Annotated in this window: 21 protein-coding genes; 12 read left to right on the forward strand and 9 right to left on the reverse strand. The window is 72.1% G+C overall.

Annotated elements, in window-relative coordinates; all coding sequences use genetic code 11:
- Positions 1–14 precede the first annotated feature (14 nt).
- Positions 15–1,139 carry an RHS repeat-associated core domain-containing protein gene (locus WME96_RS45165; protein WP_437287730.1) on the forward strand — a complete coding sequence of 375 codons (1,125 nt, stop codon included), beginning with the start codon at positions 15–17 and terminating at the stop codon, positions 1,137–1,139.
- Positions 1,140–1,179: 40 nt separating this feature from the next.
- A complete protein-coding gene (locus WME96_RS45170) occupies positions 1,180–1,671 on the forward strand; it encodes a pentapeptide repeat-containing protein (protein ID WP_437287731.1) in 492 nt (163 codons plus the stop codon).
- A gap of 254 nt (positions 1,672–1,925) precedes the next feature.
- Here WME96_RS45170 and WME96_RS45175 read toward each other — a convergent pair whose 3' ends face one another.
- Positions 1,926–2,282 (reverse strand): hypothetical protein, encoded by a 357-nt coding sequence (locus tag WME96_RS45175; RefSeq protein WP_437287732.1) that lies wholly within the window; start codon positions 2,280–2,282, stop codon positions 1,926–1,928.
- Between the two features lie 516 nt (positions 2,283–2,798).
- Between WME96_RS45175 and WME96_RS45180 the strand changes: the two genes are divergently transcribed.
- The 3 genes from WME96_RS45180 (at position 2,799) to WME96_RS45190 (ending at position 7,488) form a co-directional block, all read left to right on the forward strand.
- On the forward strand, positions 2,799–4,463 hold the full coding sequence (locus WME96_RS45180; RefSeq protein ID WP_437287733.1) for a DUF1592 domain-containing protein: 1,665 nt from the start codon (positions 2,799–2,801) through the stop codon (positions 4,461–4,463).
- 43 nt (positions 4,464–4,506) lie between these two features.
- The gene (locus WME96_RS45185) at positions 4,507–5,859 is read left to right on the forward strand and encodes a DUF1552 domain-containing protein (protein ID WP_437287734.1); all 1,353 of its coding nucleotides are present in this window, start codon (positions 4,507–4,509) and stop codon (positions 5,857–5,859) included.
- A gap of 264 nt (positions 5,860–6,123) precedes the next feature.
- A complete protein-coding gene (locus WME96_RS45190; protein WP_437287735.1) occupies positions 6,124–7,488 on the forward strand; it encodes an FG-GAP repeat domain-containing protein in 1,365 nt (454 codons plus the stop codon).
- A gap of 69 nt (positions 7,489–7,557) precedes the next feature.
- On the opposite strand, the gene trpS is transcribed toward WME96_RS45190, so the two are convergent.
- Together trpS and WME96_RS45200 are read right to left on the reverse strand one after the other, a co-directional pair.
- Positions 7,558–8,610, reverse strand: coding sequence for a tryptophan--tRNA ligase (gene trpS, locus WME96_RS45195; protein ID WP_437287736.1), 1,053 nt, complete (start codon positions 8,608–8,610; stop codon positions 7,558–7,560).
- Between the two features lie 101 nt (positions 8,611–8,711).
- A complete protein-coding gene (locus WME96_RS45200; RefSeq protein ID WP_437287737.1) occupies positions 8,712–9,569 on the reverse strand; it encodes a hypothetical protein in 858 nt (285 codons plus the stop codon).
- A gap of 151 nt (positions 9,570–9,720) precedes the next feature.
- On the opposite strand from WME96_RS45200, the gene WME96_RS45205 reads away from it, so the two are divergent.
- From WME96_RS45205 to polA, 6 genes are all read left to right on the forward strand, one after another.
- Complete coding sequence (locus tag WME96_RS45205) at positions 9,721–10,461, forward strand: SDR family oxidoreductase (RefSeq protein WP_437287738.1); 741 nt, start codon at positions 9,721–9,723, stop codon at positions 10,459–10,461.
- A 94-nt stretch (positions 10,462–10,555) separates the two neighbouring features.
- Positions 10,556–12,091 (forward strand): aminopeptidase P family protein, encoded by a 1,536-nt coding sequence (locus WME96_RS45210; RefSeq protein WP_437287739.1) that lies wholly within the window; start codon positions 10,556–10,558, stop codon positions 12,089–12,091.
- 446 nt (positions 12,092–12,537) lie between these two features.
- Positions 12,538–14,472 (forward strand): S8 family serine peptidase, encoded by a 1,935-nt coding sequence (locus WME96_RS45215; RefSeq protein WP_437287740.1) that lies wholly within the window; start codon positions 12,538–12,540, stop codon positions 14,470–14,472.
- Positions 14,473–14,565: 93 nt separating this feature from the next.
- On the forward strand, positions 14,566–14,769 hold the full coding sequence (locus WME96_RS45220) for a hypothetical protein (protein ID WP_437287741.1): 204 nt from the start codon (positions 14,566–14,568) through the stop codon (positions 14,767–14,769).
- 18 nt (positions 14,770–14,787) lie between these two features.
- On the forward strand, positions 14,788–16,119 hold the full coding sequence (locus WME96_RS45225) for a carboxypeptidase regulatory-like domain-containing protein (RefSeq protein WP_437287742.1): 1,332 nt from the start codon (positions 14,788–14,790) through the stop codon (positions 16,117–16,119).
- Between the two features lie 33 nt (positions 16,120–16,152).
- Entirely contained in the window at positions 16,153–18,855 is a 2,703-nt protein-coding gene (gene polA, locus WME96_RS45230) for a DNA polymerase I (protein WP_437287743.1), read from the forward strand.
- Between the two features lie 312 nt (positions 18,856–19,167).
- Here polA and rpsT read toward each other — a convergent pair whose 3' ends face one another.
- From rpsT to WME96_RS45250, 4 genes are all read right to left on the reverse strand, one after another.
- Complete coding sequence (rpsT, locus tag WME96_RS45235) at positions 19,168–19,452, reverse strand: 30S ribosomal protein S20 (RefSeq protein WP_437287744.1); 285 nt, start codon at positions 19,450–19,452, stop codon at positions 19,168–19,170.
- A 13-nt stretch (positions 19,453–19,465) separates the two neighbouring features.
- On the reverse strand, positions 19,466–19,654 hold the full coding sequence (locus WME96_RS45240; protein ID WP_437287745.1) for a hypothetical protein: 189 nt from the start codon (positions 19,652–19,654) through the stop codon (positions 19,466–19,468).
- Between the two features lie 92 nt (positions 19,655–19,746).
- A complete protein-coding gene (locus WME96_RS45245; RefSeq protein WP_437287746.1) occupies positions 19,747–21,291 on the reverse strand; it encodes a hypothetical protein in 1,545 nt (514 codons plus the stop codon).
- Positions 21,291–21,875 carry an RNA polymerase sigma factor gene (locus WME96_RS45250; RefSeq protein ID WP_061618127.1) on the reverse strand — a complete coding sequence of 195 codons (585 nt, stop codon included), beginning with the start codon at positions 21,873–21,875 and terminating at the stop codon, positions 21,291–21,293. Before WME96_RS45250 ends, WME96_RS45245 begins: the two co-directional genes overlap by 1 nt.
- 426 nt (positions 21,876–22,301) lie before the next feature.
- Here WME96_RS45250 and WME96_RS45255 point away from each other — a divergent pair, with 426 nt between their 5' ends.
- A complete protein-coding gene (locus WME96_RS45255) occupies positions 22,302–23,636 on the forward strand; it encodes a S41 family peptidase (RefSeq protein WP_437287747.1) in 1,335 nt (444 codons plus the stop codon).
- Between the two features lie 72 nt (positions 23,637–23,708).
- On the opposite strand, the gene WME96_RS45260 is transcribed toward WME96_RS45255, so the two are convergent.
- The gene (locus WME96_RS45260) at positions 23,709–24,965 is read right to left on the reverse strand and encodes an FAD-binding protein (RefSeq protein ID WP_437287748.1); all 1,257 of its coding nucleotides are present in this window, start codon (positions 24,963–24,965) and stop codon (positions 23,709–23,711) included.
- Positions 24,944–26,737, reverse strand: coding sequence for a glycerol-3-phosphate dehydrogenase/oxidase (locus WME96_RS45265; protein ID WP_437287749.1), 1,794 nt, complete (start codon positions 26,735–26,737; stop codon positions 24,944–24,946). The genes WME96_RS45260 and WME96_RS45265 overlap by 22 nt, the downstream gene beginning before the upstream one ends.
- Between the last annotated feature and the right edge of the window lie 68 nt (positions 26,738–26,805).

A 26,805-nucleotide genomic window follows, 5' to 3' on the forward strand; every position in this document is an offset into this window, starting at 1 on the left:
CTGCATGGGAGCAGGTGACGCCGACGACGCTTGGGGTGACGCACTCGGCGGAGCGGCGCGTCTGGCTCGATTTCAACGAAGCGGGGAAGAGTCGGATCTACGACCCGAAGCTGAAGCGGGTGCTGACGCCCGATCCGCTGGTGTCGGCGCCGCTGTTCGGGCAGAGCTACAACCGGTATAGCTATGTGCTCAACGATCCGCTGAACCTCGTGGATCCGACGGGCTACGAGCCGACGGGTCCGGACTGCACGACGTGCGCGCCGTGGACGCCGCGGCAGCCGCCGTGGAGTGGGGGCGGCGGTGGAGTCACCATCATCTCCGGGGGCGGCGGAGGTGGGGATGATGGGAACCCTTACACCAGCGAGTGGAGCTCTGACTCCGGCGACATCGGTCCGCCTCCGCCGCCGTCGGTCGTCAGGTCGGACGCGGACGGGTTTCAGGGTGCTGGGGTCGACCCGGGCCACGGCAGCTTGCTCGTGCAACTGGTGAACGAGCGGGCGCGGCAGGATCGGCTGTACTACGAGACGCTGCAGCGGGACACGTTCCGCGTGACCCAATGGGCGATGGTCGGCGCGGGCGCGGCGCTGCTGGTCTGGTCGGGCGGCTACGCGCTGCTGGCGCTCGAGGAGCTGTCGGTGTTCGGCAGCACGATCGGGATGACGTCGACGCAGATGGCGGCGGCGAACGCGGCGAGCTTCACGGCGAAGGCGGTGCCGGCCATCCTGGGCGATGTCTGGGTGCTGGAGGGGCTGCACCGGCACGACCCAGGGAGGATCGCCGATGGGCTGATGATAGCCGCGTCCGCGGGGGCCAGCTTCGGCGAGGGGCTGGGGGCGGGGCCGCGGGCGGGTGGGGGAATACAGGGGGGAGCGCCCAAGATCAGCAGTGGATCACAAGTCACCGAGGAGGTGATCCGGCAGGCGATGAGGGGCGCGCCCCTGGCATCGCAGCAGTCGGGAGGTGTCTCATTGCCGACCATTCAGAACTACGTCGACAAGCTCTTGGCGGGTGATGTCGCTCCTGCCATCAAGGTCGATGGTCGGATAATCGTGTACGGCAACCGTCGCTATATTGCCGGGAGAGTATTCGGGCAGGAACCTGCAATTCAGCCATGGGCAGGGGGCGGCCCGGCAATGTGATTTTCTGGGATGAAATTCCAGTAGATCCAAAGGTGTGGCCATGATCATCATCCGTTGCGAAACCGGCGACGACGTTCATGTTGAAATCTCAGCACTTAACGGTGCCAAACTTTCCGGCCTCAATCTTCACCGAGCGCTGCTAGAAGGAGAAGACCTGAGGCACGCCGATCTGTCCGGTGCGGATCTTCGCTCAGCACGGCTGGACGGAGCCGTCCTGGACGAGGCGAATCTGGCGCATGCAAAGCTCCCCGCGTGCAATGCTGCTCGCGCCAGATTCGTTGATGCGGACCTATCAGGCGCTTTCATGAGAAGCGGAGGATTCGAGGGAGCGGATTTTACCAGGGCCAAGCTCCGTGGCGCGGATGTGGGACGGGCTCGCTTCAGTGGAGCGGTGTTCGATGGGGCGGACCTCAGAGCGATCGACCTCGGCCAAGCAGACTTGAGGGGCGCGCGGGCCGACGACTTCACCGTGTGGCCCGACGGGTTCGTGCCGCAGGCCCATGGTGTGGTTGTTCGAGTCGCACCCGAGTAGAAGCGAGCAAGGACTACCTGAACGAGGATCAGCCGCTTCCGCCTGGCGCGTGTCGTGACATTGGATATCCATGCAGCGCCGACGGGCTGATGGTGGCGCAGGTGGTGGTGGGGAGCGCCGAGCGGCGGGTGCAGTATCTGCACCAGGAGGGGCAGGGGAAGGATGGAAGCGAGGCGAAGTCACGCCGGGGAGACGTTCAGGTCAATTCGCGCAGCGGCGATGGGGCGTCGGACTGGCACCCGGGAGCGGGCGACTCAGCCCCTGATCCAGGCGTTGATCCGCTCAGCCCAGCCGGCGGACTCGTCGAGGGTGAGGACGAGCCGCCGGTACGACTCCCCCTCGAGCTCGATCGTCAGCGGGTTGTCCTTCCGGCTCCGCACCGTGTACCAGAACTCCTTGCCGCGATCGGTGTAGTACGTCCCGGCCTTGATCAGCCCGGGAAGCGCCGTCCCTGGCGCGCGGATCGCCCGCCACGTCGCGGGCGGAAGCGCCGCCTCCGCCCGCGTCACGTGCTCGCGCGGCACCACGATGGGCGAGAGCTTCACGGCCCAGAGCCGCTCGGCGCCCTGCAAGGTGAGCGTCAATCGATCCCCGTCGATTCGCAGCTGCATGCCGCGAGTCTAGTTCCGCGGGAGCGTCCGGTGATCAGAATTCACCTCGGGATTGCCGCCCGGGAGCGGCGGAAGCTCCGCCGGAGAGCGGCCACGGCCACAGCGAGGTAGAGGGCGTTCGCCCCTGTGCGCCGAGCGCGTCGAGATCATCGTCGCGGCGGAGGTCCAAGCGTCGGTCGTGGGATCGTAGAGCGCCCGGTTCCCCTCGGCGTGCAGCTCGCATTGCAAAAATTCAGAGGCTCGTGACGTACTATTGCATCTGCGCTCGGTCGCGCCTCGCCGCGCGCTCATGGCTTGACACGAGCCCGGCGCGCGGCGGACAGTGATCCGCGGCCGGCGGTGATCACGGGAGCGCGCGCCGGGAATGTAACTTCAGCCCCGACGTGACTCCGGGGCGCCCAGTACCGCCTTGCTTTAAAAGTTCGCCTCAGACCACGACGCGGCGCATCGCCGGAACCCCTCGGTTCGCGCCGGGGGCATTCCACCGGAATGGCTGGTCACTCCAGGAGCAAGACAATGCCGCCCGACACCGATCGACCGGTCCCGTTCCTCCGTCGTTCCCTCGCGGCGGGCATGTCCGCGCTGGCGCTCTTCTCTCTGACGGGCGCTGCGTGTACCGGTCAGCTCGGCAAGGAGACGCCGCCTGTCGAGGTCGACCCGCTCACGGGGGAGCCGGCGGCGCAAGACTGCAGCGTCACCCGAACGAGCCCCAGCGTCCTGCGCCGGCTGTCCAGGATCGAGTACCAGCTCACCCTTCAGGACCTGTTCCAGCTCGACGCGCCGCCCGCCGTGGACAGCATCCCGGAGGACACCGGCCAGGGCGGCTTCCGCACGATAGCCACCCTCCAGAACGTGTCGGATCAGCACCTGCGCGCCTACCTGGCGACCGCGGAGACGCTCGGTCAGGAGCTCATGGCGGACGAGGCGCGCCGGACATCGGTGCTCGGCTGCGAGCCGGACGCCGACGACTGCCTCGAGCGCTTCGTCCACCGCTTCGGCAAGCTGGCCTATCGAAGGCCGCTGTCGTCCGAGGAGGCGAGCGACCTCGTCGCGCGGGCGAGCGAGGCCGCGCAGGACAGGGCGGACGCGTTCCGCTTCGTCGTCGAGGCGCTGCTCACCTCGCCGAGCTTCCTGTTCCGCATCGAGGTCGGCGCGTCGGGGCAGGAGACATCGCCCCTGACGCCGCTCGAGCTCGCCTCGCGCCTGTCGTTCACGCTGTGGGGCCGGTCCCCGAGCGAGGAGCTGCTCGCGCGGGCCGAGGCCGGCGAGCTCGACAGCCCCGACGGGCTGCGCGCCGTCGCGGAGGAGATGGTCGAGGACAAGCGGACCGAGCTCTTCTTCAACGCCTTCTTCAAGCAGTGGCTCACCTTCGAGCAGCTCCGCCCCCCGGCGAATCCGGACCCGTCGTGGACGCCCGCCCTGCTCGAGGACATGATCGCCGAGAGCGAGCGCGTCCTCGGCGAGCACGCCTTCACCCCCGACACCGACTTCCTCGACGCGCTCACCGCGAACCACACCTACCTCACCCCGGAGCTCGCAAAGTTCTACGGCCTGGAGGCGTCGGGGGACGGCATGACCCGCGTGGAGTTCCCGGCCGGCCACCACCGGGCGAACACGGGGCTCCTCACGCACGCCAGCCTGATCAGCGCCAAGAACGACGGCGACCTGATCGCCGTGCGCGGCCAGTGGATCCGGGCGGCCTTCCTCTGCCAGAAGATCTACATCCCCGCGGGGCTCCTCGAGCAGCTCGAGAGCGAGCTCTCCGGCCTGAGCTACGTCGACGTCATCAAGAAGCGCAACACGCAGGAGGGGTGCGCCGGGTGCCACGCGCTCATTGATCCCATCGGCGTCGGGTTCGCCCAGTACGACAAGAACGGGCGGTACGACGGGAGCATCGGTATCGACGAGTTCGGGATCGAGCCGCGCTTCGAGGGCGCAGCCAACGAGTCGTTCGACTCGCTCGCTGCCCTGGCCGCGGAGCTCCGGCAGAGCCCGGAGCTGGCCGCGTGCGTCGCGGAGAAGCTGTTCATCTACACCCAGGGTCGCGAGCCGGCGAGCGAGGACCGCTGCGCGATCGACGCCGCCGCCGAGGGCTTTGCGCAGGACGGCAACCGGTTCCGTTCCTTCCTGACCACCATCGTCCAGTCGCCGGCGTTCCGGCTGCGGAGGGCGCCGGAGTGATGTGCGCGCACAGCGTCCGACAGACGGAAGAGGAGTGTCGCCGATGAAGATCTCGAGAAGAGCACTGCTCCGCGGGGCCGGCGTCGTGGTCGCCTTGCCGTTCCTCGACGCGATGCGACCGCGGCGCGCCAGCGCCGCGCCGGAGGACGCCCCGAAGCGCTTCGTGGCGTTCTTCGTGCCGAACGGCACGGATCCCGGGGCGTGGCACCCCGGCGCGGCGGGGCCGCTCTCGCCGGAGGCGCTGACGCCGTGCCTCGTGGACATGAAGGGCTTCGCGGCCGAGCGCGAGTGGCCGGCGGGGGAGGCGATCTGGCAGGACGTCACGATGGTGTCCGGCGTCGATCACCAGGCGATCTGCTCCGACATCCACAGCCCGGCGATGGCGCTCTGCGCGCACACCGACGGCGGCGGCCAGGCCGTCCCGAAGAAGGCCACGCTCGACCAGGTCCTCGCCGACCACATCGCGGCCGGGACGCCGTATCGCAGCCTCAACCTGTCTCCCACGGGCGACACGGCGGTCACGCAGGGCTTCATCTCGTTCCGGGACGGCGGTCAGGTCGAGGATGCCTTCCGCGATCCGGCGCGCCTGTTCGACACGCTGTTCAGCAACCTGGGCAACCCGAACGCCGAGATGGACAACATCCGGCAGCGCCGGGCCAGCGTCCTCGACTGGGTGAGGGAGGACGCGCGGCGCCTGAACCAGCGCCTCGGCGCGGCGGACCGGGCGCGCGTGGAGCAGCACCTCGAGTCGGTGTTCGAGCTGGAGAAGCAGATCCAGTCCACGACCGCGTCGGGCTGCACCGTCCCCGGCAAGCCCGAGCGGGGGCTGGACCTGCACGGCAAGTTCAAGCAGATGATCGATCTCGGGCTGCTCGCGCTCACCTGCGACCTGACGCGGGTGCTCGTCCTGCAGTACTCGAACAGCTGGGGCCTCGACTTCGCCGGGTACGATCTGCCGGACGGCGTGGGGACCTGGAGCGATCACTTCATCTCGCACAAGCTCGGCGACCGCGACCGCGCCACCGACCTCGACGGCCTGCCGCAGGCGGAGGCGATGCGCATCGCCAACGCCCGCGTCGTCCAGACATCGCGGTTCAAGGTGCGCCGCTTCGCCTACCTGCTCAACGCGATGAAGGCGGCGACCACGCCGACGGGCAACCTGCTCGACGAGTCGCTCGTGCTCTACACGTCCGAGAACGGTGACGGGGACTCCCACGGCCGGAAGAACATGCCCGTCATGCTGGCAGGACACGTGGGGGGCTTCCAGACAGGCCGCGTCGTCAAGGCGAGCAACGCCCCCCCGACCGGCGCGCTGCATTGCTCCATCATCAACTACTTCGGCATCGAGATGGCGAAGTACGGCGATCCGGCGGGCGGGCCTATCGCCGGCCTGTGAGCCCCGCGCGCCGCTCCCTGGGGAAGGGCGCCATCTGTTCGCGTGCCTCGGTTCCAGTCCCGATCCTGATGGCGCTCCGCGGTTTTTTTGCTCGGGTGAACCCGCGGCACGCGGATGCAGCTTAATTGTCGAGCCGCCCCCCACCGAGGGTCTGGGGGGCGGGCGCATTGGCGCCCTGCAGGCTCGTAGGTCGTACTTATCCTTCGGAGGTCGCTTGTGAACATCGCGCTGCACAGCAGTGGACGGGCGTTTCTCGCTTGTTGCTTGATCATCGGCATCGGCTCGGGGTGCGAGCGCTCGGTCGTCCTTCCGGAGCCATCTCCGCAAGGCGGCACCGCCGCTCCTTCGCAAGACGGCCCTGCCGCTCCGCCGCAAGGCGACGCGGCGGCCGACGTCGACCCGGCGGGCAGGCCCGGCATCCGGGCCGGAGGGGGGGCGGAGGGCGCGATCGGCGTGCCGGTCGGCGGCGGCGAGGGCGATCGATGCTCGGGCCCGTTCCCCGGCGAGGAGCCGAGCGACGGCAGCGGCTACTACCTGAAGCCGGGCCTCCTCTATCCCGCCGATTCCCCGGGGGTGTACCTGGGCCAGCTCGCGGTGGGCGACATCGACGGCGACAGGCGCTTCGACTTCATCAGCACGGATCGCCGAGAGCTGTACCTGCAGACACATCCACGGGTGCGAGAGCTGGACGGGCGAGTCATCCACACCCCGTCGCTCCCGGCCGACACCATCGAGGACACGTTGCTGCTCGACGCGGATCACGACGGAGAGGTCGACATCCTGGTCGCTCAGCAGGAAGGGCTGAGCTTCCTCCGCAACCAGGGCGGCGGCGCCTTCGAGCCTCCGCGGGCGATCGCCGGGCCGACCGCGTTCTCCCCGAGCGCCGTCGACCATGACGGCGACGGCAACCTCGACATCGTCGGGCTCGGGTACGACAGCAAGATCCTCGTTTACCTGGGCGACGGCCACGGCAACTTCGAGCTGACCCACGATCTGCCGGCGGGCGTGTTCCTGTCCGGGATCATCGGGGGCGACGTGACGGGCGACGGCCTCCCGGACGCGGTGGTCGCGATGACCGGCGTGGGCGCGGGCGTCGCCGTCTTCCCGCACGACGGCGCGCGCGGGTTCGACACGACCGGCCAGCAGATCTTCTTCGAGACAGCGCCGGACTCGGAGGTCTCGTTCGTCTCCCTCGCGGTCGGCGACGTGAACAACGACGGCCGCCAGGACGTCGCCGCGGTCACGCACGAGCACACCGACGGGCCGATGCGGGTCTGGATCCTGCTGCAAGACGACCTCGGCAACCTGACCGCGCCGCAGCCGCTCCTCACCATCGACGACCACCAGTACTCCGTCTCCGGCGGCGTTCAGATCGCCGACCTGAACCTCGACGGGCGGAGCGATCTCGTCGCGGTCAGCAGCAACACCGCCGAGATGTGGTCGTTCATCCAGACGCCGGAGGGCACGTTCGAGAGCCGCTCGGCGCCGTTCCCCGGCGCGTTCGACGACATCGACGGCTTCGGCGTCGGCATCACCGACTTCGACTGCAATGGTTGTCCTGACGTGGTGGGCGTCCAGCGCGACGGCCTGGTCGCCTTCCGCGGCCGCGGCTGCGCGACGGCGCCCTGAGCGCCGCCGCGGGCAGCACACCCCGCCCCTGGCACCGCCTTTCCTGAGCTCGTCTCGCCGGCGTTCGGCTCAGCGGATCGAGGCGCGCGTCAGAAAGCCCACGGCCTCGTACATGCGCCTGAGCGTCGGCGCGGCGCGCTCCGCCGCGCGCTCGGCGCCCTGCGCCAGGATGCGATCGAGCTCGCCCCTGTCCTTCAACATCGTCTGATACCTCTCGCGCAGCGGCCGCAGGAGCTCGACGACGACCTCGGCCGTCTCCACCTTGAGGTGCCCGTACTGCTTGCCCGCGTAGCTCTCGACGATCGCGCGCGGGTCCTTGCCGGTGATCGCGGCCTGGATCGAGATGAGGTTCGTCACGCCGGCCTTGTCCTCGCGCTCGGGCGCAAAGACGATCTCGCTCCCGGAGTCGGTCACCGCGCGCTTGATCTTCTTGCGGATCGCGTCGTCGCTGTCGTCGAGAAAGACGGTTGCGTTGAGGTCGGCGTCCGACTTCGACATCTTGGCCGACGGGTTCTGCAGGCTCATGATCCTGGCGCCCACCGGCGGGATGTACGGCTCGGGCACGCGGAAGATCGGGTTCTTCACCGTGACTGTCCCGTCCTTGGCGGTCTCGGCGTCGCCATACGTGTTGTTCACGCGGATAGCGATGTCACGCGCGAGCTCGAGGTGCTGCTTCTGGTCCTGGCCCACGGGCACGAGATCGGTCTGGTAGAGCAAGATGTCGGCGGCCATGAGCACGGGATACGTGAAGAGCCCCACGCCGATGTTCTGATCTCTGGCGCTCTTGTCCTTGAACTGCGTCATGCGCGAGAGCTCGCCCATGTATGCGTTGCACGTCAGGAGCCAGCCGAGCTCCGCGTGCGCCGGCACGTGCGACTGGGCGAAGATGATGTTCTTGGCCGGATCGAGCCCGGCCGCGAGGTACACCGCCAGGCCTTCGTAGGTGCGGTTGCGCAGCTCCCTGGGGTCTTGAGGCACGGTGATCGCGTGCATGTCGACCAGGCAATACAGACAGTCGTAGTCGTCTTGCAGCTTCACCCAGTTCTTGAGGGCGCCGAGGTAGTTGCCGAGCATGAGGCGTCCCGACGGCTGGATCCCTGAGAAGATGACTTTCTTCGACATTTCGCGTACCCCGTGATCGATTTCTTCTAGGGCGCGGCGCAGCCCGGAGCAACGCGCCCGCCCATCAAGCCAGGCTCGCGCGCGGGCAGCGCGCGCGCAGCTCAGTCGATCTGAAGATGGTAGTGCGGGGGCGTCGACTCGTCGATGACGAGGACGCCCCCGACCTCCGCGGCGCTCTCGAGGAACGCGCGTTTTTCCTTCGGCGACATGGTCCTGTTGCGCACGTCCACGGCGCCCCTGCGCAGATGCGCAGAGATGTAGATCCCCCGGTCGATCTGGTCCTGGATGACGGCCTCCATGGCCGCCACCGCCTGCTCCGGCGGCCTGGTGGCGTTCGCCTGGTAAGCCTTCTTGATCTCCTGGACCGCCGCCTTGTTCCGGTAGAGCTGGAGCAGATCCTCGCCGAGCCTGAGCTTCGTGAACATGGCCCTGGCCTGGCGGTTCGCGTCGCGCGTCCCGCTCGTGATCACGAGGTGCTCGCGCGTGCGCCGCGCGTAGCCCCGGTCGATCTGCTCGAGCTTGGCGGCGATCTTCGCGGGGAGCGTCACGCCGGGCAGCACCTCGTACGGCGGCGGGGACCACGGCTCTGTGGGCACGGCCTTGCCGAGCGCCGTCAGGGGCGGCAGCTTCGCGCGCCTCTCCTCCTCTTCGGACGGCAGCTCGTCGCACTCGGGCTGGGTCGCCGGCGCGGCGGCGCGCGGCGCGCCCTGGGCTCGCGGCGCGGCGCCCTGGCTGCCGGCCGCGCGCGGCGCGTCCTGCGCCCGCGGCGCGGCGCTCGCCGGCGCGCTCGTTCCAGGCGCATCGAAGCCCGGCAGGCCGATGTCGGGCAGATCGACGGACTCGAGCTTCTCGGTGCACCCGGCCGCCCAGAGCAGCGCGGCGGCGACCGCGCCCAGGCGGCGCGGCAGCTCCAGGGAGCGTTCCTTTGCGGCTACTCGGCGTGTCGGAAGCGTCGGCAAAGCCGGGCCAGCGTGCCACGGCGCGCGGCGCGGGAGAAAAAAACGGCGGCGCGCGCCGTCCACGCCTCGCACGCCCCCAACGTCGACGAACGTCCGCGCCCGGCGCCGTCGCCTCGACGCGCGGGGCCGCGCATCGGCTACACAACCCCGCATGCCCCATGCACCCTTGACCGGCCGCGTCGCCCTCGTGACCGGCGCCGGCACCCGCCTCGGCGCCGCCACCGCCCGCTCGCTCGCGGCGGCAGGCGCCGACCTCGTCGTCCACTACGCCACGAGCCGCGCCGGCGCGGACTCGCTCGTCGACGAGGCGCGCTCGCTCGGACGGCGCGCGGTCGCGCTCCAGGCGGATCTCCAGGACCGCGCGGCGCTCGCCGGCCTCGCCCGCGCGGCGCTCGGCTGGTCGTCTGGCCGGCTCGACCTGCTGGTCCACAACGCCGCGAACTTCGATCGTGTCCCGCCGGCCGAGCTCTCGGCCGACGCGTGGGATCGCGCCATGGCGCTCAACGCGACGGCGCCGTACCTGCTCACGCTCGAGCTCGCTCCGGCGCTCCGCGCCTGCCGTGGCAGCGTCGTCGCGATCGTCTGTGTGAGCGCCGAGCGCCCCTGGAGGAACTACATCCCCTATTCGGTCTCGAAGGCCGCGCTCGCGCACCTGGTCCGCGGCCTCGCCGTGGGGCTCGCCCCTGACGTGCGCGTCAACGGCGTCGCGCCCGGGACGGTGCTGCCGCCCTCCTCCTACGATGAGGCCACGCTCGCTCGCCTCCGCGAGCGTATCCCGCTCCAGCGCCTCGGCGAGGCCGAGGACGTCGCGCGCGCCGTGGTGTTCCTCGCCGAGAACGACTTCATCACCGGCCAGATCCTCGCGATCGACGGCGGCGTCTCGGTCGCGTGACGTGCCGCCCCCGGTACGGAGGGATCCGCGCTGCGGGTCGGGTGCGCGCTTTGGCTTGAACGACCGCGCCTGATCGACCCATAGTTCGAGCCTCATGAGCCACACGCCCGAGACCGCCGCCGCCCCCGTCCAGGCCGATCCCGCCCACAGCGCGCCCACCGGCAGCGGTCCGGGCGAGGCGCCCGCTGCCGCGGTCGCCGGCGACGCCAAGCCGGCGAGCCACGACTCGACGCTGCCCGAAGCGCTGGTCGCGTTCATGCTGGATCAGTGGGCCCCTGCGGCCCGCGAGCTCCCCCAGCCGATCGCGCACGCCGAGGTGTTCGCCGCCCGCCGCCGCGCCCTCTCGAAGCTCTTCCCGGCCGAGACGCTCATCATCCCGACGGGCCACGAGAAGGTCCGCTCCAACGACACGCACTACCGCTTTCGTCCCGGCTCGGACTTCTTCTACCTGACGGGCAACCTCGAGCCTGACTGCGTGCTCGTCCTGCAGCCGCAGGAGGGGGGCGGGCATCGGGACATCCTCTTTGTCGAGCCGAACCCTGGGCGCAGCGACAAGACGTTCTTCACCGATCGCGTGAAGGGGGAGCTCTGGGTCGGCCCCCGTCTCGGCGTCGAGCAGAGCCGCGCGCGCTTCGGCGTCGACGAGTGCCGCGGGCTCCCCGAGCTCGACGCCTACCTGAGCGGCCTCGTCGGCACGGTGACGCGCCCCCACCGCGTGCTCCGCGGCGTCTCGAAGCGGGTCGACAAGCTCCTCGCCCAGCACGACCGTGACAAGCAGCTCGGCGAGGCGCTCTCGGAGATGCGCCTCCTCAAGGACGCCCTCGAGGTCGAGGAGCTCGACGCGGTCGTCGCGTCGACGAAGCGTGGCTTCGAGGACGTCATCCGCGCCCTTCCCGGCGGGCGGAGCGAGCGCGAGGTCGAGGGCATCTTCAACCTGCGCGCCCGGGTCGAGGGCAACGACGTCGGATACGGCACCATCGCCGCGTCGGGCCACCACGCCTGCATCCTGCACTGGACGAGGAACGATGGCGCGCTCGAGCCGGGCAAGCTCCTCCTGCTCGACGCCGGCGTCGAGGGCAACGCGCTCTACACGGCCGACATCACCCGGACCTTGCCGATCAACGGCAAGTTCTCCCCGGAGCAGCGCGAGATCTACGAGCTCGTGCTGGCGGCGCAGGAGGCGGCGATCGCCGAGGTGAAGCCTGGCAACGACTTCATGGAGCCGAACCGCGCCGCGATGCGGGTGCTCGCCCGCGGCCTCGAGCGGCTCGGCATTCTCACCGTCTCCGCCGAGGACGCGCTCAAGGAAGACAAGCAGTTCTATCGCCGGTACTCGCTCCACAATGTGAGCCACATGCTGGGCCTCGACGTGCACGACTGCGCGCAGGCGCGGCAGCAGGTCTACAAGTACGGCAAGCTGAAGCCCGGCATGGTGCTCACCGTCGAGCCCGGCCTCTACTTCCAGCTCGACGACGAGACGGTCCCGGCTCGTTACCGCGGCATCGGCGTCCGCATCGAGGACGACATCCTCGTCACCGACGCGGGTCATCGCAACCTGTCCCTCGACATCCCGCGCACTGTGAGCGACGTCGAAGCGTGGATGTCCGGACTCTGGACCACGCGGACTTGATCGAGAGAAGACCCCTCCCGGCGATCCCTGTCCGCGGACGCAGCGGAGCCGTCGGAGGAGGGGGTGCCGCGCGCGGGGGTGGCGGGGGTGGGCCCCACAAACCCGAGCGCCGGCCCGCATCGAAGCGACCCCCGTCCAGCCCACCCCACCCTTCTGTGTGGCAATAGCCCCCCAAAAGGCGCGAGTTTGTGGGGGGACCCCCGCCACCCCCGCGCGCGGCGCCCCCTCCTCCGACGGCGGCTCTTTCACGAGGCCGCTCGAAGCCGAAGAGCGCTCAGGACATCCCCGCTCCTCGACGACCGCCCATGACGCCCGGCGGCACGGCGCCTCGGGCTGATCTCCAGGCGACCGAGCGCCGCTGTCGCGCCTTCGCGCGCGCGTTTTCGCGTCCCCACACCGATGGCTGCCCGCAGGCAGCAGCGCTACCCTGCCGTGGAGGAGCCGCTATGCACAAGTCTCGCCTTCCGCGTGGGTCGGTGACCGCCATTCATCCAGCCGGACGCGCGCTCGCGACGTCGCTGCTCGCCGCGACCGCGCTGGTCGCCGTGTCCGGCGTCGCCCGGGCCGACGGGACGGACGGCCGAGGCGCCGGGACCGCGCTCGCGGCGCGCTCGCCGGGCATGCTGGAGCCGCGCCTCCCGCGCTACGCCAACCCCGGGCTGCCGGTCGACGCCGAGCCGCCGCCGAGCGGCTTCAACGTCCTGAACGAGCCGGTCGCGACCGAGGGCGAGCCGCTGTACGGCCTGGCCTCCGAGCTCGACGAGACCAGCTACGACATCCCCGGGCAGATCGTCGTCGACGCGCGCGACGACCTCGACGACAGCACGCTCGCGGCGCTCGCGCGCGACTTCTCGCTGCACCTCTTCCCGACCGCGCTCGCCTCCGAGACCCGGATCCAGATCGCCACCGTGGAGGGCCCGGTCAGCGCGACCCTCCAGCGGCTCGCGCGCGATCCGCGCGTCGAGGCGGCCGAGCCGCTCGCCCGGGTGCGCGCGTCCTTCGTCGCGAACGACCCGCTGCTGAAGGACCAGTGGCACATGGCGCGCGTCGGCGCCGAGCGCGCCTGGGACTTCGCCACGGGCCGCGGGGTCACCGTCGCCGTGGTCGACACCGGCATCGCGTGCGAGACGCACGGGCCCTTCGTCAAGGCGCCCGACCTCGCCTCGACCGAGTGCGTGGAGGGCTGGAACTTCGTCACCAAGACGAACCACGCGAACGACGACCAGGGCCACGGCACGCACGTCGCCGGGACGATCGCGCAGTCGACCAACAACGGCATCGGCGCCGCGGGGCTCGCGTTCCACGCGCGGCTCATGCCGGTGAAGGTGCTGAACGAGAGCGGCTGGGGCACGACCGCCGACGTCGCCGACGGCATCCGGTGGGCCGCCGACCACGGCGCCCACGTCATCAACCTGAGCCTCGGCGGCCCGCGCAACTCCAAGGTCCTCCAGAGCGCGATCGACCACGCCATCTCGCGCGGCGCGGTCGTCGTCGCGGCGGCCGGCAACACCGGCGGGCGCGTGCAGTACCCCGGCGCCTCCGACGGCGTCATCGGCGTGAGCGCCACCGACGCGAACGACAAGATCGCGAGGTTCTCCTCGCGCGGCCAGGGCGTCGACGTCGCGGCGCCCGGGGTGAACGTCACGCAGCAGACCATCTGCAACCGCGGCCGCGGCGACTGCGACGCCCCCTATCCCGCGTACAACGGCACCTCGATGGCCGCGCCCCACGTCGCCGGCGCGGCGGCGCTGCTCGTGGGCCTCGGCGTGTCCGACCCGCGCGCGGTCGAGGACGCCATCCGCGCCGGAGCGCGCATGGTCGACAGCTCCGATGACGGCAAGCTCCTCTACGGGGCCGGCATCCTCGACGCCGCGAGCTCGGTCGCGCGCGTGACGCAGAGCCACGCCGTCGTGCGGCTGGTCGCGCTGCTCCTGCTCGCGACGTGGGTCGGCCGCCGCGCCCGCAAGAAGGAGGCGAACGCCGCGAGCCCGTGGCGGGCGAGCTTCCTCCTCCCGGCGCTCGCGGCCGGGCCGGGGCTGTTCTTCTTCGCGCCGTGGCTCCTGTCGCGCGTCGATCTCGCCGTCGACGTGCTGGCCCGTCCGATCGCCGATCTCGACCTGCTGATCGGCGCGTCGGTCCACCGCTGGCTGCCGCTCGCCAACGCGCTCATCCCGCTCGGCCTGACCTCGCTCTTCTTCGGGGTGAAGAAGCTCCGGCCGGCGATCGCGGGCCTCGCCGTCGGCACCGCGGCGTACCTGACCTCCGTCGTCACGCTGGGCGAGGTCGCCGGCCCCCTCGGCCGGCTGGCGCTCGTCGTCTGGTGCGCGGTCAACGCCGCCGCCTGCCTCTGGATCGCCCGGACGAACCTGTCCACGCGCTGAGCCGCCGCGCTCCGCGCTTGCGCGATCGCCCGGGCACCGGGCGAAGCCCCGGTCGTTATGACCTCCCCTTCAAAACGAGCTAGGATGCCGGCCATGCGGCCCGGCACCTTGCTCCTACCTTTGTCGCTGCTCCTCGGGGCGTGCGGTGGCTCCTCCAGCGAGACGCCGTGGCCCGCGGAGCCGGAGGCCCCCGCGCTCGGCCCCGCCGACGAGGCGTCGCCCGCCGGAGAGGCCGACCCGAGCGCCCCCGAGGGTGGGGGCGAGGGCTCGACGGACCAGGCCGACGCCGGCCGTTAGCCGGCAGCGGAGGACGGCATGGCGGAGAGCTGGACGGCAGGCGCGCAACGAAGGGCCTGGCTCTCCGCGGCCCTGCTCTCCGCCGCGCTGCTGATCGCGCCGTTCCTCGTCTGGCTCCTCCTGCCGCGCCCCGCCCCCGTGATGCCGGCGCGGCGCGAGCCCGCGCCGGCGCTGATCGCCCCGGCGCAACCGGAGCGCGCCGCGCCGCGCGAGGTCGAGGTCGAGCCGCCGCCGCCACCACCCCCGCCGCCGCGCGAGACCACGGCGGCCAGCGCGGGGCCGGTCCGCGGCGTGGTCCTCGATCCGGAGGGCCGCCCCGTCGCCGGCGCCACGATCCGCTGCAGCGATGAGCCGGGCCTGTCGGCGAACGCTGACGCCGAGGGGCGCTTCGAGCTGCCGCCCGAGGCCGACGGCTGCACCGCGACCGCGGCGCATCCTCCGTTCGGCGACGCCCAGCCCACGCGCGTCGCCGCCGGTGGCGAGAACGTCCTCCACCTGATCGGCGCGGGCTCGATCACGGGCGAGGTCGTCGATCAGTCGGGCCGGCCCGTCGAGGCGTACCTGCTGGCGATCGAGTCGTTCCTGCCGGTCGGCTCCGGCGCGCACGCCGGCGTGAACGGCCGCGCGCGCAAGGTGTCCGATCCGGGCGGCGCCTTCCAGCTGGACGATCTCGCGCCGGGTCGCTACGTGCTGACGGTGAGCGCGGCAGGCCGCCCGCCGGCGCGGAGCGCGCCCATCGACGTCGAGGCGGGCCGCGCCGCCCGCCCCGTGCGGATCGTCTTGCCGCAGGGCGCGACGCTGAGGGGCAGGGTCGTCGACGCGGAGTCGCGCGCGCCGGTCGTCGAGGCCCAGGTCGAGCTCGACTCCGCGACCTCGTCCGGCGCCAACGCGATCTCGCTCGCGCTCACCGACGCGAACGGCGACTACGAGCTCCAGGGCGTGCCGGCGAGCGGGCCGTTCTCGGTGCGCGTGCGCCACGAGCAGTACATGACCAAGATCGTGCCCGGCCTCGACGCGCGGGGCGCGGGCTCGATGCGCGCCGACGTCGAGATCCGGCTGCTCGGCGACGGCGGCTCGCGCGAGGAGCTCTCGGGCATCGGCGCGATGCTCTCGCTCTCGCCGAGCGGCGTGACGATCGCGGGCGTCATCGAGGGCGGGCCCGCGGCGCTCGCCGGGCTCGCGCAGGGCGACGTCATCGTCCGGATCGACGGCGAGCCCGCCGCGGATCTCCCGCTCGCGGACTGCATCCAGCGCCTCCGCGGCCCGGCGGGGACGCGCGTCACCGTCGGCGTCGACCGGGGAGGCCAACTGCTCGACGTGACAATGCGGCGCGACGTCGTGGTTCACTGAACCGGCCGCGCGCCGAGGTGCTAAGGGTCGGTCATGTCGACGCGCCCCACCGCGCTTCCCCCGGCCGGAGCTCCGGACGTCCTCTACCTCATCGATCTCTCCGGCTACGTCTTCCGCGCCTACCACGCGATCAGCCCGCTCTCGAGCCCGAGCGGCGAGCCGACTCATGCGACGTTCGGCACCGTCGCGATGCTCACGAAGCTCGTGGACGAGCGGAAGCCTGCGTACCTCGGCGTGGCGATGGACCCCGGGGGCAGGACGTTCCGCGACGACCTCGACCCGCGCTACAAGGCGCACCGCCCGCCGCCGCCGCCCGACCTCGGCGTGCAGATGAACCGGTGCCGGGAGATCGTCGAGGCGTACCGCATCCCGATCTTCATCCAGGAGGGCCTCGAGGCGGACGATCTCATCGCCGTCGCCGTCGCGCGGGCCAAGGAGCGCGGGCTGCGCGTGGTCATCGCGTCGAGCGACAAGGACCTCATGCAGCTCGTCGACGAGGATCGCGTGATGCTCTGGGACGCGATGCGCGACAAGGTCTACGGGCACCCCGAGGTGGTCGCGAAGTTCGGGGTGCCGCCCGAGCAGGTGCGCGACCTGCTCGCGCTCGTCGGCGACACCTCCGACAACGTCCCCGGCGTGCCCGGCGTCGGCCTGAAGACGGCCGCCGAGCTGCTCGCGCAGTTCGGCTCGCTCGCGTCGGTGTACGCCCGCCTCGACGAGGTCAAGAAGCCCCGCATCCGCGAGTCGCTCAAGCAGCACGAGGCCGACGCGCTCCTCTCGCAGAAGCTCGTGACGCTCGACGGCGCCGCGCCCGTCACGCTCGACCTGGAGACGCTGCGCTACGGCGGCGCGGACACCGGCAAGCTCCGGGAGCTCTTCACCGAGCTCGGCTTCTCGCGCTTCCTGAAGAGCGTCCGCGCGCCCGAGCCCGCCGCGCGGGCGGCGACCTACCGGGTGATCGCGACGCGCGAGGAGCTCGAGACCTTCGCCAGGTCGGCGCGCGCGGCCGGCCGCCTCGCCCTCGACATGCACGCGACCAGCCGCGAGCCGATGAGCGCCCACGTCTGCGGCGTCGCGCTCGCCTGCGAGCCGGGGCAGGCCGTCTACGTCCCGCTGGGCCACCGCTACCTCGGCGCGCCGGCCCAGCTCTCGATGAGCGACATCGACGCGGTGCTCGGCCCGCTGCTCGCGGATCCGGAGCTCCCGAAGGTCGGCCACGACGTGAAGTTCTGCGAGGTGATCCTCCTGCGGCACCGCATCGGGCTCGTGGGCGTCGCCTTCGACACGATGCTGGCGAGCTACCTGCTCGATCCCGAGGCGAAGAACCAGCTCCACGAGCTCGCCGAGCGCGAGCTCGGCGCCAAGATGCAGACCCTCGACGAGGTGGCCCCGAAGCGCCGCGGGCAGGCGCAGCGCGCCCTCGACGAGATCGAGCTCGGCGAGGCCTCGAGCTACGGGGCCGCGTTCGCCGACGTCGCGCTCTCGCTCACCGACAAGCTGCGCCCGCGGCTCCGCGCCGAGCGGCTCGAGGACCTGCTCGTGCAGATCGAGCTGCCCCTCTCCGCGGTGCTCGCCGAGATGGAGCTCACGGGCGTCCTCTGCGACCCGCAGGCGCTCGCGCAGCTCGGCGCGCAGATGACGACCGAGCTCGCGGCGCTCGAGGCGAAGGCGCGCGAGATGGTGGGGCACGACATCAACCTGGCGTCGCCGAAGCAGCTCGAGGCCGTCCTGTTCGACGAGCTCAAGCTGCGCTCCCAGCGCAAGACGAAGACCGGCCGCTCGACCGACGCCGACGTGCTCGAGACGCTCTCGGAGGACCACCCGTTCCCTGGCGTCGTGCTCGAGCACCGCGTCATCGCCAAGCTCAAGGGCACGTACGTCGACGCGCTGCCGCGCCTCGTGCACCCGGTCACGGGCCGGATCCACACGCGCTGGGGCCAGGCCGTGGCCGCGACGGGGCGGCTCTCGTCCCAGGACCCGAACCTGCAGAACATCCCGATCCGCACGGAGCTCGGCCGGATGATCCGGCGCGCGTTCGTCGCGCCGCCCGGGAGCGTGATCGTGAGCGCCGACTACTCGCAGATCGAGCTGCGCGTGCTCGCGCACCTGTCGAAGGATCCGGTGCTCGTCGACGCCTTCCGCACCGGGCAGGACGTGCACGTGCGCACGGCCATGGAGATCTTCGGCGTGGACGAGGCGGGGGTCACGGACGAGATGCGCCGCCGGAGCAAGACGATCAACTTCGGCGTGATCTACGGGATGGGCGAGTCGGCGCTGGCCAAGCGCCTCGACATCTCGCGCGCGGAGGCGGCGCGCTTCATCGACGCCTACTTCGCGCGCTACCGCGGCGTGCACGAGTTCATGGAGCGGACCATGGCCGAGGCGAAGCGCTCCGAGTCCGTGCGCACGCTGCTCGGCCGGCGCCGCTTGCTCCCCGATCTGCGCAGCAGCGACCGCATGCGCCGCGCCCAGGCGGAGCGCATCGCGCAGAACACCCCGATCCAGGGAACGGCGGCCGATCTCCTGAAGCTCGCGATGGTGCGCGTCCCGCGCCCCGTCGTCCCCGGCGCGCGCATGGTGCTCACGGTGCACGACGAGCTCGCGTTCGAGGTGCCGGCCGCCGCGGTCGACGAGGCGAAGGCCAAGGTGCGGGAGGCGATGGAGTCGGTCTTCCCGCTCGACGTGCCGCTCGTCGTCGACATCGGACACGGACCCACCTGGGCCGACGCTCATTGAGGGGCGGGCACCCGCTTCGGATACGGGCCCATCTCGACGTTTTCGGTGCTCGGCGTACAGGAAGTACGCCTCCGCGCCGAAAACGCCGAGCTGGACCCGTCTCCTGTGCGGGTGCCCGCCGCTGGCGTCGTCAATGGGGGAGATTGGAGAGACTGGAGAGGGGTGGAGCCACGCTCTCCGTGGCCGTGACGGGGGGGCGGGACGGTAGCCGGGGGGCTACGGCAGCGGGGGGATACGGTGTTGCGGGGGGACAAAACGACGACGCCCGCTTCACCTTGCGGTGAGCGGGGCGTACGTGCGGGAAGGGGTTGCTCAGCTCGCGGCGGTCTTGGCGGCGACGCTCGCCTTGTGGAGGGCGAGGGCCAGGCGGCTCTTCACACGCGACGCGCGCTTGGCGGGGATCGTCCCCTTCGAGGCGGCGCGGTCGAGCGCGCTCACCGCGGCCGTAACCAGCGTGGCGGACTCCTGCGGGACGCCCTTCAGCGCAGTGCGCGCCTTCTTGATCGTCGTGCGGAGCTCGGACTTGGCGGCGCGGTTGCGCGCGGTCCTCGTGATGCGCTGGCGGTTGCGCTTGTCGGCGGATGCGTGATTGGCCATGAGAAAAGCTCTCCTACTTCTTCGGCTGCGCCTCGGCGGGCGTGGCAGCGCGCAGGGCGTCCGGCGCGTTCTGATCGTAACCCGCCGGATGGATCGGGAACTTCGGGGTGCCGTTGGCACGCTCGAAGCGCTTGCGGCGGGTGCCCGACGTGCGCGCCTTGCGTTGACGGATACGCTGGGTTTGCTGAGTCGCGGAAACCATGGGGGCGCGCATTCTACCTGCGCGACCCCTCATGTCAACCAGGACGTTTGTCCTCGCTTACCTGGCCCGATCAGGGCCGGATCAGGGCCGGATCAGGGCCGGATCGTCGCGCTGACCGAGAACGACGGCTTCGAGAACGGGCCCACGTTCGCGGCCTTGAGCGCGGATTGCACGCAGCTCGACTGGCCGTTCGCCGCCGCCCAGCCGCTCACGCTGACCTTGCTCACCTGGCCGGTCGACGAGAACGTGATCTGCGCGCGCGACACGTCGTCCGCGCCCGCCACGCACGCCCTCGCGCTGCCCATGACCGAGCCGAGCGCGGCCTGGACCGAGCCCTGCGACGGCTGCTCGGGGACGTTCTGCTGGCGGAGCGGACCCGAGGCCGGCACCGGCGCCTCCGACTCCACCGACGGCTGCTTGTCCCCGCTGTCGCCCACGGCCGCCTGCATGGCGGACGGCAGGTCTCCGGGTTTTCCGGCCACCGTTGGCGCTGCCGCCACCTTGCTCTGCGGCTCCATCTTCGGCGCCGCGGCAGGCGCCTCGGGGGCAGCGGGCGCGGCGGCGCCGGCGCCGGCGCCGACCGGCGCTGCTGGCGTCTTTGGCGCGGCGGCGAGCTTCTCCTCCGCTCCCGCGGCCGGCTGCTCGGTCTCCGTCGTGGCCGCCGGCGCGGCGGGCGCAGCGGGCGCAGCGGCCACCGGGGCAGCAGGCTCGACCGCCTTCTCGTCGCGCGCCGCGGCCTGCGTCACCGCGGGGGTCGACGCCGCCGCTGTCGTCTCTTGCTGCGACGGCGCCGTCGGCGTCTTCACCATGACCGCGACCGCCGCGGCCAGGCCGAGGGCGGCGATGGCCGCGCCGGCGATCATCCCGCCAGACCGCTTCTTCGACGACGCCTCGGCCCCGGACGCCGTCGGGGCGCGCGGCCTCCTCGCGGACAGCGCGGCGACCTCGGCCGGCTTCTCGTCCAACGTCTCGGCCGCGCCGGGCTGCGCCCCGCCGCCCGCTTCCACCGGCTCCGGTGGCACCGACGCGCTGAGCCGGTTGAGATCGATGACGCCGGAGTCCTCGGTGACCCCCTCGGACGACCGCAGCGAGGGCGAGGATGCGCGGATGCCGCTCGGCATCGAGCCGCGCCCCGGCGGCATCGAGCCGCGCCCCGACGAGGGCAGCGGCGTGGACAGCGCGCTGCGTCCGGATGGCAGCGGCGTCGACAGCGGCGAGCCGCCCGCCCCGGGCACCCCGCTCACGCGACCCGGCGCCTGGCTGGCCCGCTCGGCGATTTCCTTCAGCGACTGGCGTTTCCTCTCCGGCGGGCGCGAGCTGCTGCCGCCCGACAGGCTCGCTTCCGACGTCGCGGCCCTGCCTGCTTGTGATCCATCCGCCATGGTGCTGTCTCCTGCTGCATGTACTTCGCGCAGAATGTCCCCCGCCTGCTCCTCGCCTGGCTCTGCAGCGAGGTCGGGGGCCGCGAGGAGGTCGGTCTGCGCCGCCGCGTCCCCCGGAGCACGGGCCTCCGGAGCACGAGATAGAGCGACCTCGACGATGCGAGCTGCCCGCGTCTCCCACGCCGCCTCGTCGAGGGCGGGGGCAGGCCAATCGTTGAGCATCCCATCGAGGTCGAGCTTGCTGGTGACGTTCATCAGGCGTCCCCTCCGAAACCGCGCTCCGCGAGGTACACGCGGAGCTTGCGGCGCGCCTCGTGGACGCGCCAGGCAACTGTTCCTTCCGGACAACCCAGGATCTTGGATGCGTCCTCGTGAGGCACGCCGTCGATGCAGACGAGGATGAGCGTCGTCCGCAGCGTGTCCGAGAGCGTGTCGATGCCGTCGCAGAGCGCGGCCGCGAGCTCGCGACGCTGGGTCGTCGCGGCCGGATCGACGCCGTGGCTCGGGCGCGTCTCGAGCAGCAGCGCCTCGATCCGCGGGTCGTCCGCGGGGGTAGAGTTCTTGCTCGGCTTGCGGGCCCGGATCATGTTCAGCGAGAGGTTCACGGCGATCCGGTAAAGCCAGGTGAACGGCTCGCTCCGGCCGTCGAACCGATCGAGCGCCTGATAGGCCCGGACGAAGGTCTCCTGGGTCACGTCCTCTGCCTCCGCGCCCGAGCGGACGAGGTGGAACGCGAGCCGGAAGATGCGCTTCTGATATCGACGAACCAGCACCCCGAACGCCTGGGCATCTCCGCTCCGGGCTTGATCGACGAGCTCACGATCGGTGGGTTTGGCCATCCTAGCCGCCTCGGGGTGCGAATTGTCTCCCGCGCACGGAGGACCGCGCAGCCGCGGACAGCTCTTCGCCACGGCCGCTGACCGTCTCGGCGAGAGAAGCCCCTCGCGGCGAGCCCTGCTTCGCGGAGGCGACGCAGGACGATGAGGAGGCAAGTTCCACGTTCAGGCGCGCGAAGATAGCCGAACACTCTTCCTAGGACAAACCATGCGCCCTGGACCTTGGGCGCCTCGGTGTGACGTCCGATCGATCGACAGATCGACCGGCACCGACGTCGGGCAGTATGCCCGTGCTGGCGCGCTTCCACGTTTCCACCACGCTTCCAGGCGTCGCACCGCCTCGGCGTCCGGTCGAAGGCGGGGCGCCGGGCGCGTCCGGCACGGCTGAGCTCCGAGCGCAGCCGCCCGCGGCGCTGCTATGGTCGGCGGATGCGACGTTTCTCGTCGAGTTGGGTACGCACCCTGGGGCTCATCGCGGCGGCCTTCGCGGGAGGGGCGGCGACCTCGCACCTCGCGGGCGCGAGCACGCAGGCGCAGAGCCCCTACGCGCCGCTCGAGCAGCTCGCCCGTGTCCTCGTGCTCGTCGAGAACCACTACGTCGAGCCGGCGGAGCGCAACAAGATCATCGACGGCGCCATCAAGGGGATGGTCGCGGAGCTCGATCCGCACTCCGCCTACATGAGCTCCGCCGAGTTCGCCCAGTTCCAGGAAGAGACCGGGGGGACGTTCGGCGGCGTCGGCATCGAGGTCGACGCCAGGGACGAGGACATCACCGTGATCGCGCCGATCGAGGGCTCGCCGGCGGCGCGGGCGGGCGTCCGCTCCGGCGATCGGATCATCGCGATCGACGGCCGCCCCGTGCGCGGCGAGCGCCTCGACAAGCTCGTGAAGGTCATGCGCGGGCCCCCCGGCTCCCGGGTGAAGCTCACGATCCGCCGGCAGGGCGTGGGCGAGCCGCTCACGTTCGACCTCACGCGGGAGCAGATCCACGTCACGAGCGTCGCGGCCAAGCGCCTCGAGCGCGACGTCGCGTACGTCCGGTTGAAGCAGTTCCAGGACGGCACCCATGAAGAGATGCTCCGCGCCGCGGCGAGGCTGCGCGCCGCCTCGAAGGCGCCGCTGGCCGGGGTGATCCTCGACCTACGCAACAACCCCGGCGGCCTCGTCCACGAGGCAGAGGCCGTCGCCGACGAGTTCCTCTCGTCGGGGACGATCTACTCGACCCGCCAGCGCAGCCAGGTCGTCGACGAGGCGAAGGCGCACGACGGCGGCGCGTTCGCCGCGCTGCCCGTCGTCGCGCTCGTCAACGAGTACTCCGCGAGCGCCGCCGAGCTCGTCGCGGGCGCCCTCCAGGACAGCGGGCGCGCCACGGTCGTCGGCGCGACGACCTTCGGCAAGGGGTCGGTGCAGACGATCTACGAGCTGCCCGGCGGCGCCGGGGTGAGGCTCACGACGATGCGCTACTACACGCCGAACGGGCGCTCGATCCAGGCCCAGGGCATCCGCCCGGACATCGTCATCGAGAGCGCGCAGCAGCAGGCCCCGGCCGGCATCCTCCGCGAGCAGGACCTCGAGGGGCACCTCCCCGCCGAGGGGTCGAGCCTCGCCGGCTCGCCGAGGGCCGTGCTCGTGGAGAAGCGCGCAGAGACGGCGGCGACGCGCGGCCCCGAGGGCGACGTGCCCGCGGATCCCGGTCGCGGGAGCGATTTCACGCTCGCCGTCGGCTACCAGCAGCTCCTCCGCATGATCCCCGCGGCCCGCTAGCGCAGCGCGCGCCGCGACCTGCTGGCGCGAGCCGCGCCTCGAGCGACGCGCGCCGCGACGCCCCCGCGCGCGTCAGGCCTCGGCGCCGGCGCGCAGCCCGGTGGTCACCGCGTCGAGCACGGTGCGCGCTCGCCCGGCGATCGTCGCCCCGGCCGCGAGGATCCCGGGGGCAGCGCGGACGCCCTCGCACCGCACGCCCACCGCCTCGAGCGCGCCCGGCCGATCGCCGCGCGGCCAGGAGACGACGTCGAGCTCCGGGCCCTGCATGGAGCTCACCACGCCGATCGCGCCCCGCTCGTCGCCCATCGTGACGGGCGCCGCGATCGAGAGGACGAACGGCGCGGCGCCGCGCGCCGCCAGATCGGGCCCGGCGCTGCGCTCGGGCGGGGCGTACGCGACCCCGCCGCCGGCCAGGCCGCCGATCGCCAGGATCACCGCGTCCGCCGCGAGCGGCACGTCCTCGCCGTCCACGTGGACCAGCACGCCGTCACCCGGATCTCCCGTCCCGCCGCGGCCGTCGCCGCCCACGCTGACCGCGCGCACGCGGCCGTGGCGGTGCGTCGCCCCGATCGCGGCGAGCAGCGCGTCGCGCGCCGCCTCGAAGCGGAGCCCCGCGGGCGAGCCGGCGCCGATCAGCGCCTCGCCCACCGGCACCCCGAGCCGCGCCGAGAGCGCCTCGGACCGCGGCGCGCGCGCGCCGAGCCACGGGCCGAGCAGGATCGCCCCCGCGCCGCCCGCGCCCTCGAGCGCCTGGTGGAGCCGCTCGAGCAGCCAGGAGAGCCGCGCCGGATCGTCGTGCCGCGCCGCGAGGTCGCCGTCCGCGATCCGCCGCTCGTCGTCGAAGCGCAGGACCGGCGCGTCGACCGGCAGGAAGCGCAGCCCCCGCGCCCGGGCGAACGGCTCGTCCGAGAGCGCCTCGGCGAGCGCGTCGGCGTCCCACATCCCGCGCGCGGCGCGCGGAACGAGGATGCGCGTGCGGCGCAGCGGGCCGAGATCGAGCAGCGCGCGATCCCTGCCGCGGGCCGGGCGGATCCGCCCGGCGACGGTCGCGAGGCGCGCGGCCGCCCCCTGCGGCACGTCCCACAGGCCGAGCTCCGCCGCGAACTGCCGCGCCGCCGGCGCGAGATCGCCGGCGGGCAGGTCGCTGCCGAGCAGCCGCGCGGCCCGCTCGACCTGCTCCCACGGCACGTCGTCCACCGCGCCGCCCGCGAGCGCCGTCTCCCCGACGCCCGCGGAGATCACGGTGACCCGCGCCCCGCGCCGCCGCGCGCTCCACGCGGCGGCGAGCCCGGCGACGCCGGCGCCGATCACGAGGATCGATCGCGCCACGCCCTCTCCTCCGGCTCCCTCGAGGGGCGCGGCCCGCGGCGCTCGCTCGCCTCGCTCTCCTCGCTCACCGCCGCCGTCGCCTCATGGTCCGCGGGCGCGCCGAGCTCCGACCGCACGCTGGCGATCGCGAGCGCCTCCTGCCTCGCCTGCTCCGGGCCGAGCGCGACGGCGCGCGTCACCGCCTGCCGCGAGAGGAACTCCACCGCCTGCCGCATCCCGTCGCGCGGCGGCAGCGAGAGCTCCTGCGCCACGATCTGCCCGCACCGCGCCGCGCAGCGCATGCCCCCGCACGCGCCGAGACCGAGCCTCGTGCGGCGCGCGACGTCGGCGACGCTCCGCGCGAGCTCGTGCCGCAGGACGTAGCGCACCTCGGCCTCGATCACGGGCTCGCAGGGGCACACCGTCGCCGCCTCGCGCGGCCGCTCGCGCACGCGCTCCTCGATCCGGAGCGCGCGCGAGCCGTGCCGGTACACGAGCCGCCGGGCGGCGACCGCGTCGATCTCCATGCGGCGCGAGAGGGCGAGCGCGTCCACCGCGCGATCGCCGCCGGGCAGCGCCGTCACGTGCGTCGCGCAGCGCGCGCCGAGATCGAAGCGCCGCGCGAGCACGTCGGTCATCTCCTGGGCGAAGAGCCGGAAGCTCGCCAGCTTGCCGCCGATCATCGAGTAGAGCCCCGGCGCGCCGTGCGCCGCGTGATCGACGACCTGGTGGTCGCGCGACAGGGCGTCCTCGCTCGGCCCGTAGGCGTAGAGCGTGGGCCGCACGCCCGCGAACGTGCCGATCGCGCGCGCCTCGTGGATCTGCGGGAACACGCGGGCGATGCCCTGGACGAGGTACCGGACCTCCTCGCTCGTCGCGCGGACCTGATCGAGGTCGCCGTAGAAGTCGTCGTCGGTCGTGCCGATGACGCTCATGTTCTCCCACGGCTCGACGAAGATCTGCCGGCCGTCGATCGTCTGCGCCATGATCGCGTAGTTGGTGAGGCGCCGGTCGAACACGACGTGCACGCCCTTGCCCGGCCGCACCCGCGAGCTCGCGGCGGGCAGGCCCGCGAGCGACGCGGTGATCGGCGACCACGCGCCGGTCGCGTTCACCACCACGCCCGTCCGCAGCCGCCCGCCCTCGCCGGTCCTGCGGTCCCGGTACCGGACGGCGACGACCTCGCCGGTGTCCTCGCGGCGCTCGATCCGCTCGACGGTGTGCCCCACGTAGACCTTCGCCCCGCGCTCGATCGCGTCGACGGCGTTCGCGACGCAGAGCCGCGCGCCGTCGATGCCCCACTCGTCGAAGCTGAAGCCGCCCACGAGGTCGCCGTGGAGCCCCGGCTCGAGGCTCCGGAGCTCGTCGGGCGTCAGGCGCGCGTGCGGCTTGCCGCGCTTGAGCGGCTGGTACTTGTCGTACGCCTCGAAGAAGCCGTCGGCGAGCGTGTACAGGACGCGCGCCTGACGCCCGTTCTCGAACGGAACGAGGAACGGGATCCGGAACAGCAGGTGCGGCGCGATCGCCTGGATGTGCCCCGAGTCGCGGCACGAGTTCTCCGTCACGTGCGGATCGCTCGTCAGGTACCTGAGCCCGCCGTGGATCATCCCGCTCGAGTTCCCGCTCGCGCCGAACGCGAGATCGTTGCGCTCGAAGAGGGCGACCTTCAGCCCCCGCTGCGACGCGTCACGCGCGACCCCGACGCCGTTCACACCGCCGCCGATCACGACGACATCCACATCGGTGTCGGCGCGGCGAGCCGGCCGTGCGGCGCTCGAAAGGACGATCGTCACCTGCGGCGTATAGCATGCCAGAATTTTTCCACGAGCGGGCTCGGCCGCGCGCTCGGCGCTCCGAATGC

Origin of the sequence: Sorangium sp. So ce406 (assembly GCF_051474675.1) — a bacterium.
GTDB lineage: Bacteria > Myxococcota_A > Polyangia > Polyangiales > Polyangiaceae > Sorangium > Sorangium cellulosum_G.

Coding starts and splice junctions, on each gene's coding strand:
- WME96_RS45170 (WP_437287731.1), top strand. CDS start 1,180: ATGATCATCATCCGTTGCGAAACCGGCGACGACGTTCATGTTGAAATC.
- WME96_RS45175 (WP_437287732.1), bottom strand. CDS start 2,282: ATGCAGCTGCGAATCGACGGGGATCGATTGACGCTCACCTTGCAGGGC.
- WME96_RS45180 (WP_437287733.1), top strand. CDS start 2,799: ATGCCGCCCGACACCGATCGACCGGTCCCGTTCCTCCGTCGTTCCCTC.
- WME96_RS45185 (WP_437287734.1), top strand. CDS start 4,507: ATGAAGATCTCGAGAAGAGCACTGCTCCGCGGGGCCGGCGTCGTGGTC.
- trpS (WP_437287736.1), bottom strand. CDS start 8,610: ATGTCGAAGAAAGTCATCTTCTCAGGGATCCAGCCGTCGGGACGCCTC.
- WME96_RS45205 (WP_437287738.1), top strand. CDS start 9,721: ATGCCCCATGCACCCTTGACCGGCCGCGTCGCCCTCGTGACCGGCGCC.
- WME96_RS45210 (WP_437287739.1), top strand. CDS start 10,556: ATGAGCCACACGCCCGAGACCGCCGCCGCCCCCGTCCAGGCCGATCCC.
- WME96_RS45215 (WP_437287740.1), top strand. CDS start 12,538: ATGCACAAGTCTCGCCTTCCGCGTGGGTCGGTGACCGCCATTCATCCA.
- WME96_RS45220 (WP_437287741.1), top strand. CDS start 14,566: ATGCGGCCCGGCACCTTGCTCCTACCTTTGTCGCTGCTCCTCGGGGCG.
- WME96_RS45225 (WP_437287742.1), top strand. CDS start 14,788: ATGGCGGAGAGCTGGACGGCAGGCGCGCAACGAAGGGCCTGGCTCTCC.
- polA (WP_437287743.1), top strand. CDS start 16,153: ATGTCGACGCGCCCCACCGCGCTTCCCCCGGCCGGAGCTCCGGACGTC.
- rpsT (WP_437287744.1), bottom strand. CDS start 19,452: ATGGCCAATCACGCATCCGCCGACAAGCGCAACCGCCAGCGCATCACG.
- WME96_RS45240 (WP_437287745.1), bottom strand. CDS start 19,654: ATGGTTTCCGCGACTCAGCAAACCCAGCGTATCCGTCAACGCAAGGCG.
- WME96_RS45245 (WP_437287746.1), bottom strand. CDS start 21,291: ATGAACGTCACCAGCAAGCTCGACCTCGATGGGATGCTCAACGATTGG.
- WME96_RS45250 (WP_061618127.1), bottom strand. CDS start 21,875: ATGGCCAAACCCACCGATCGTGAGCTCGTCGATCAAGCCCGGAGCGGA.
- WME96_RS45255 (WP_437287747.1), top strand. CDS start 22,302: ATGCGACGTTTCTCGTCGAGTTGGGTACGCACCCTGGGGCTCATCGCG.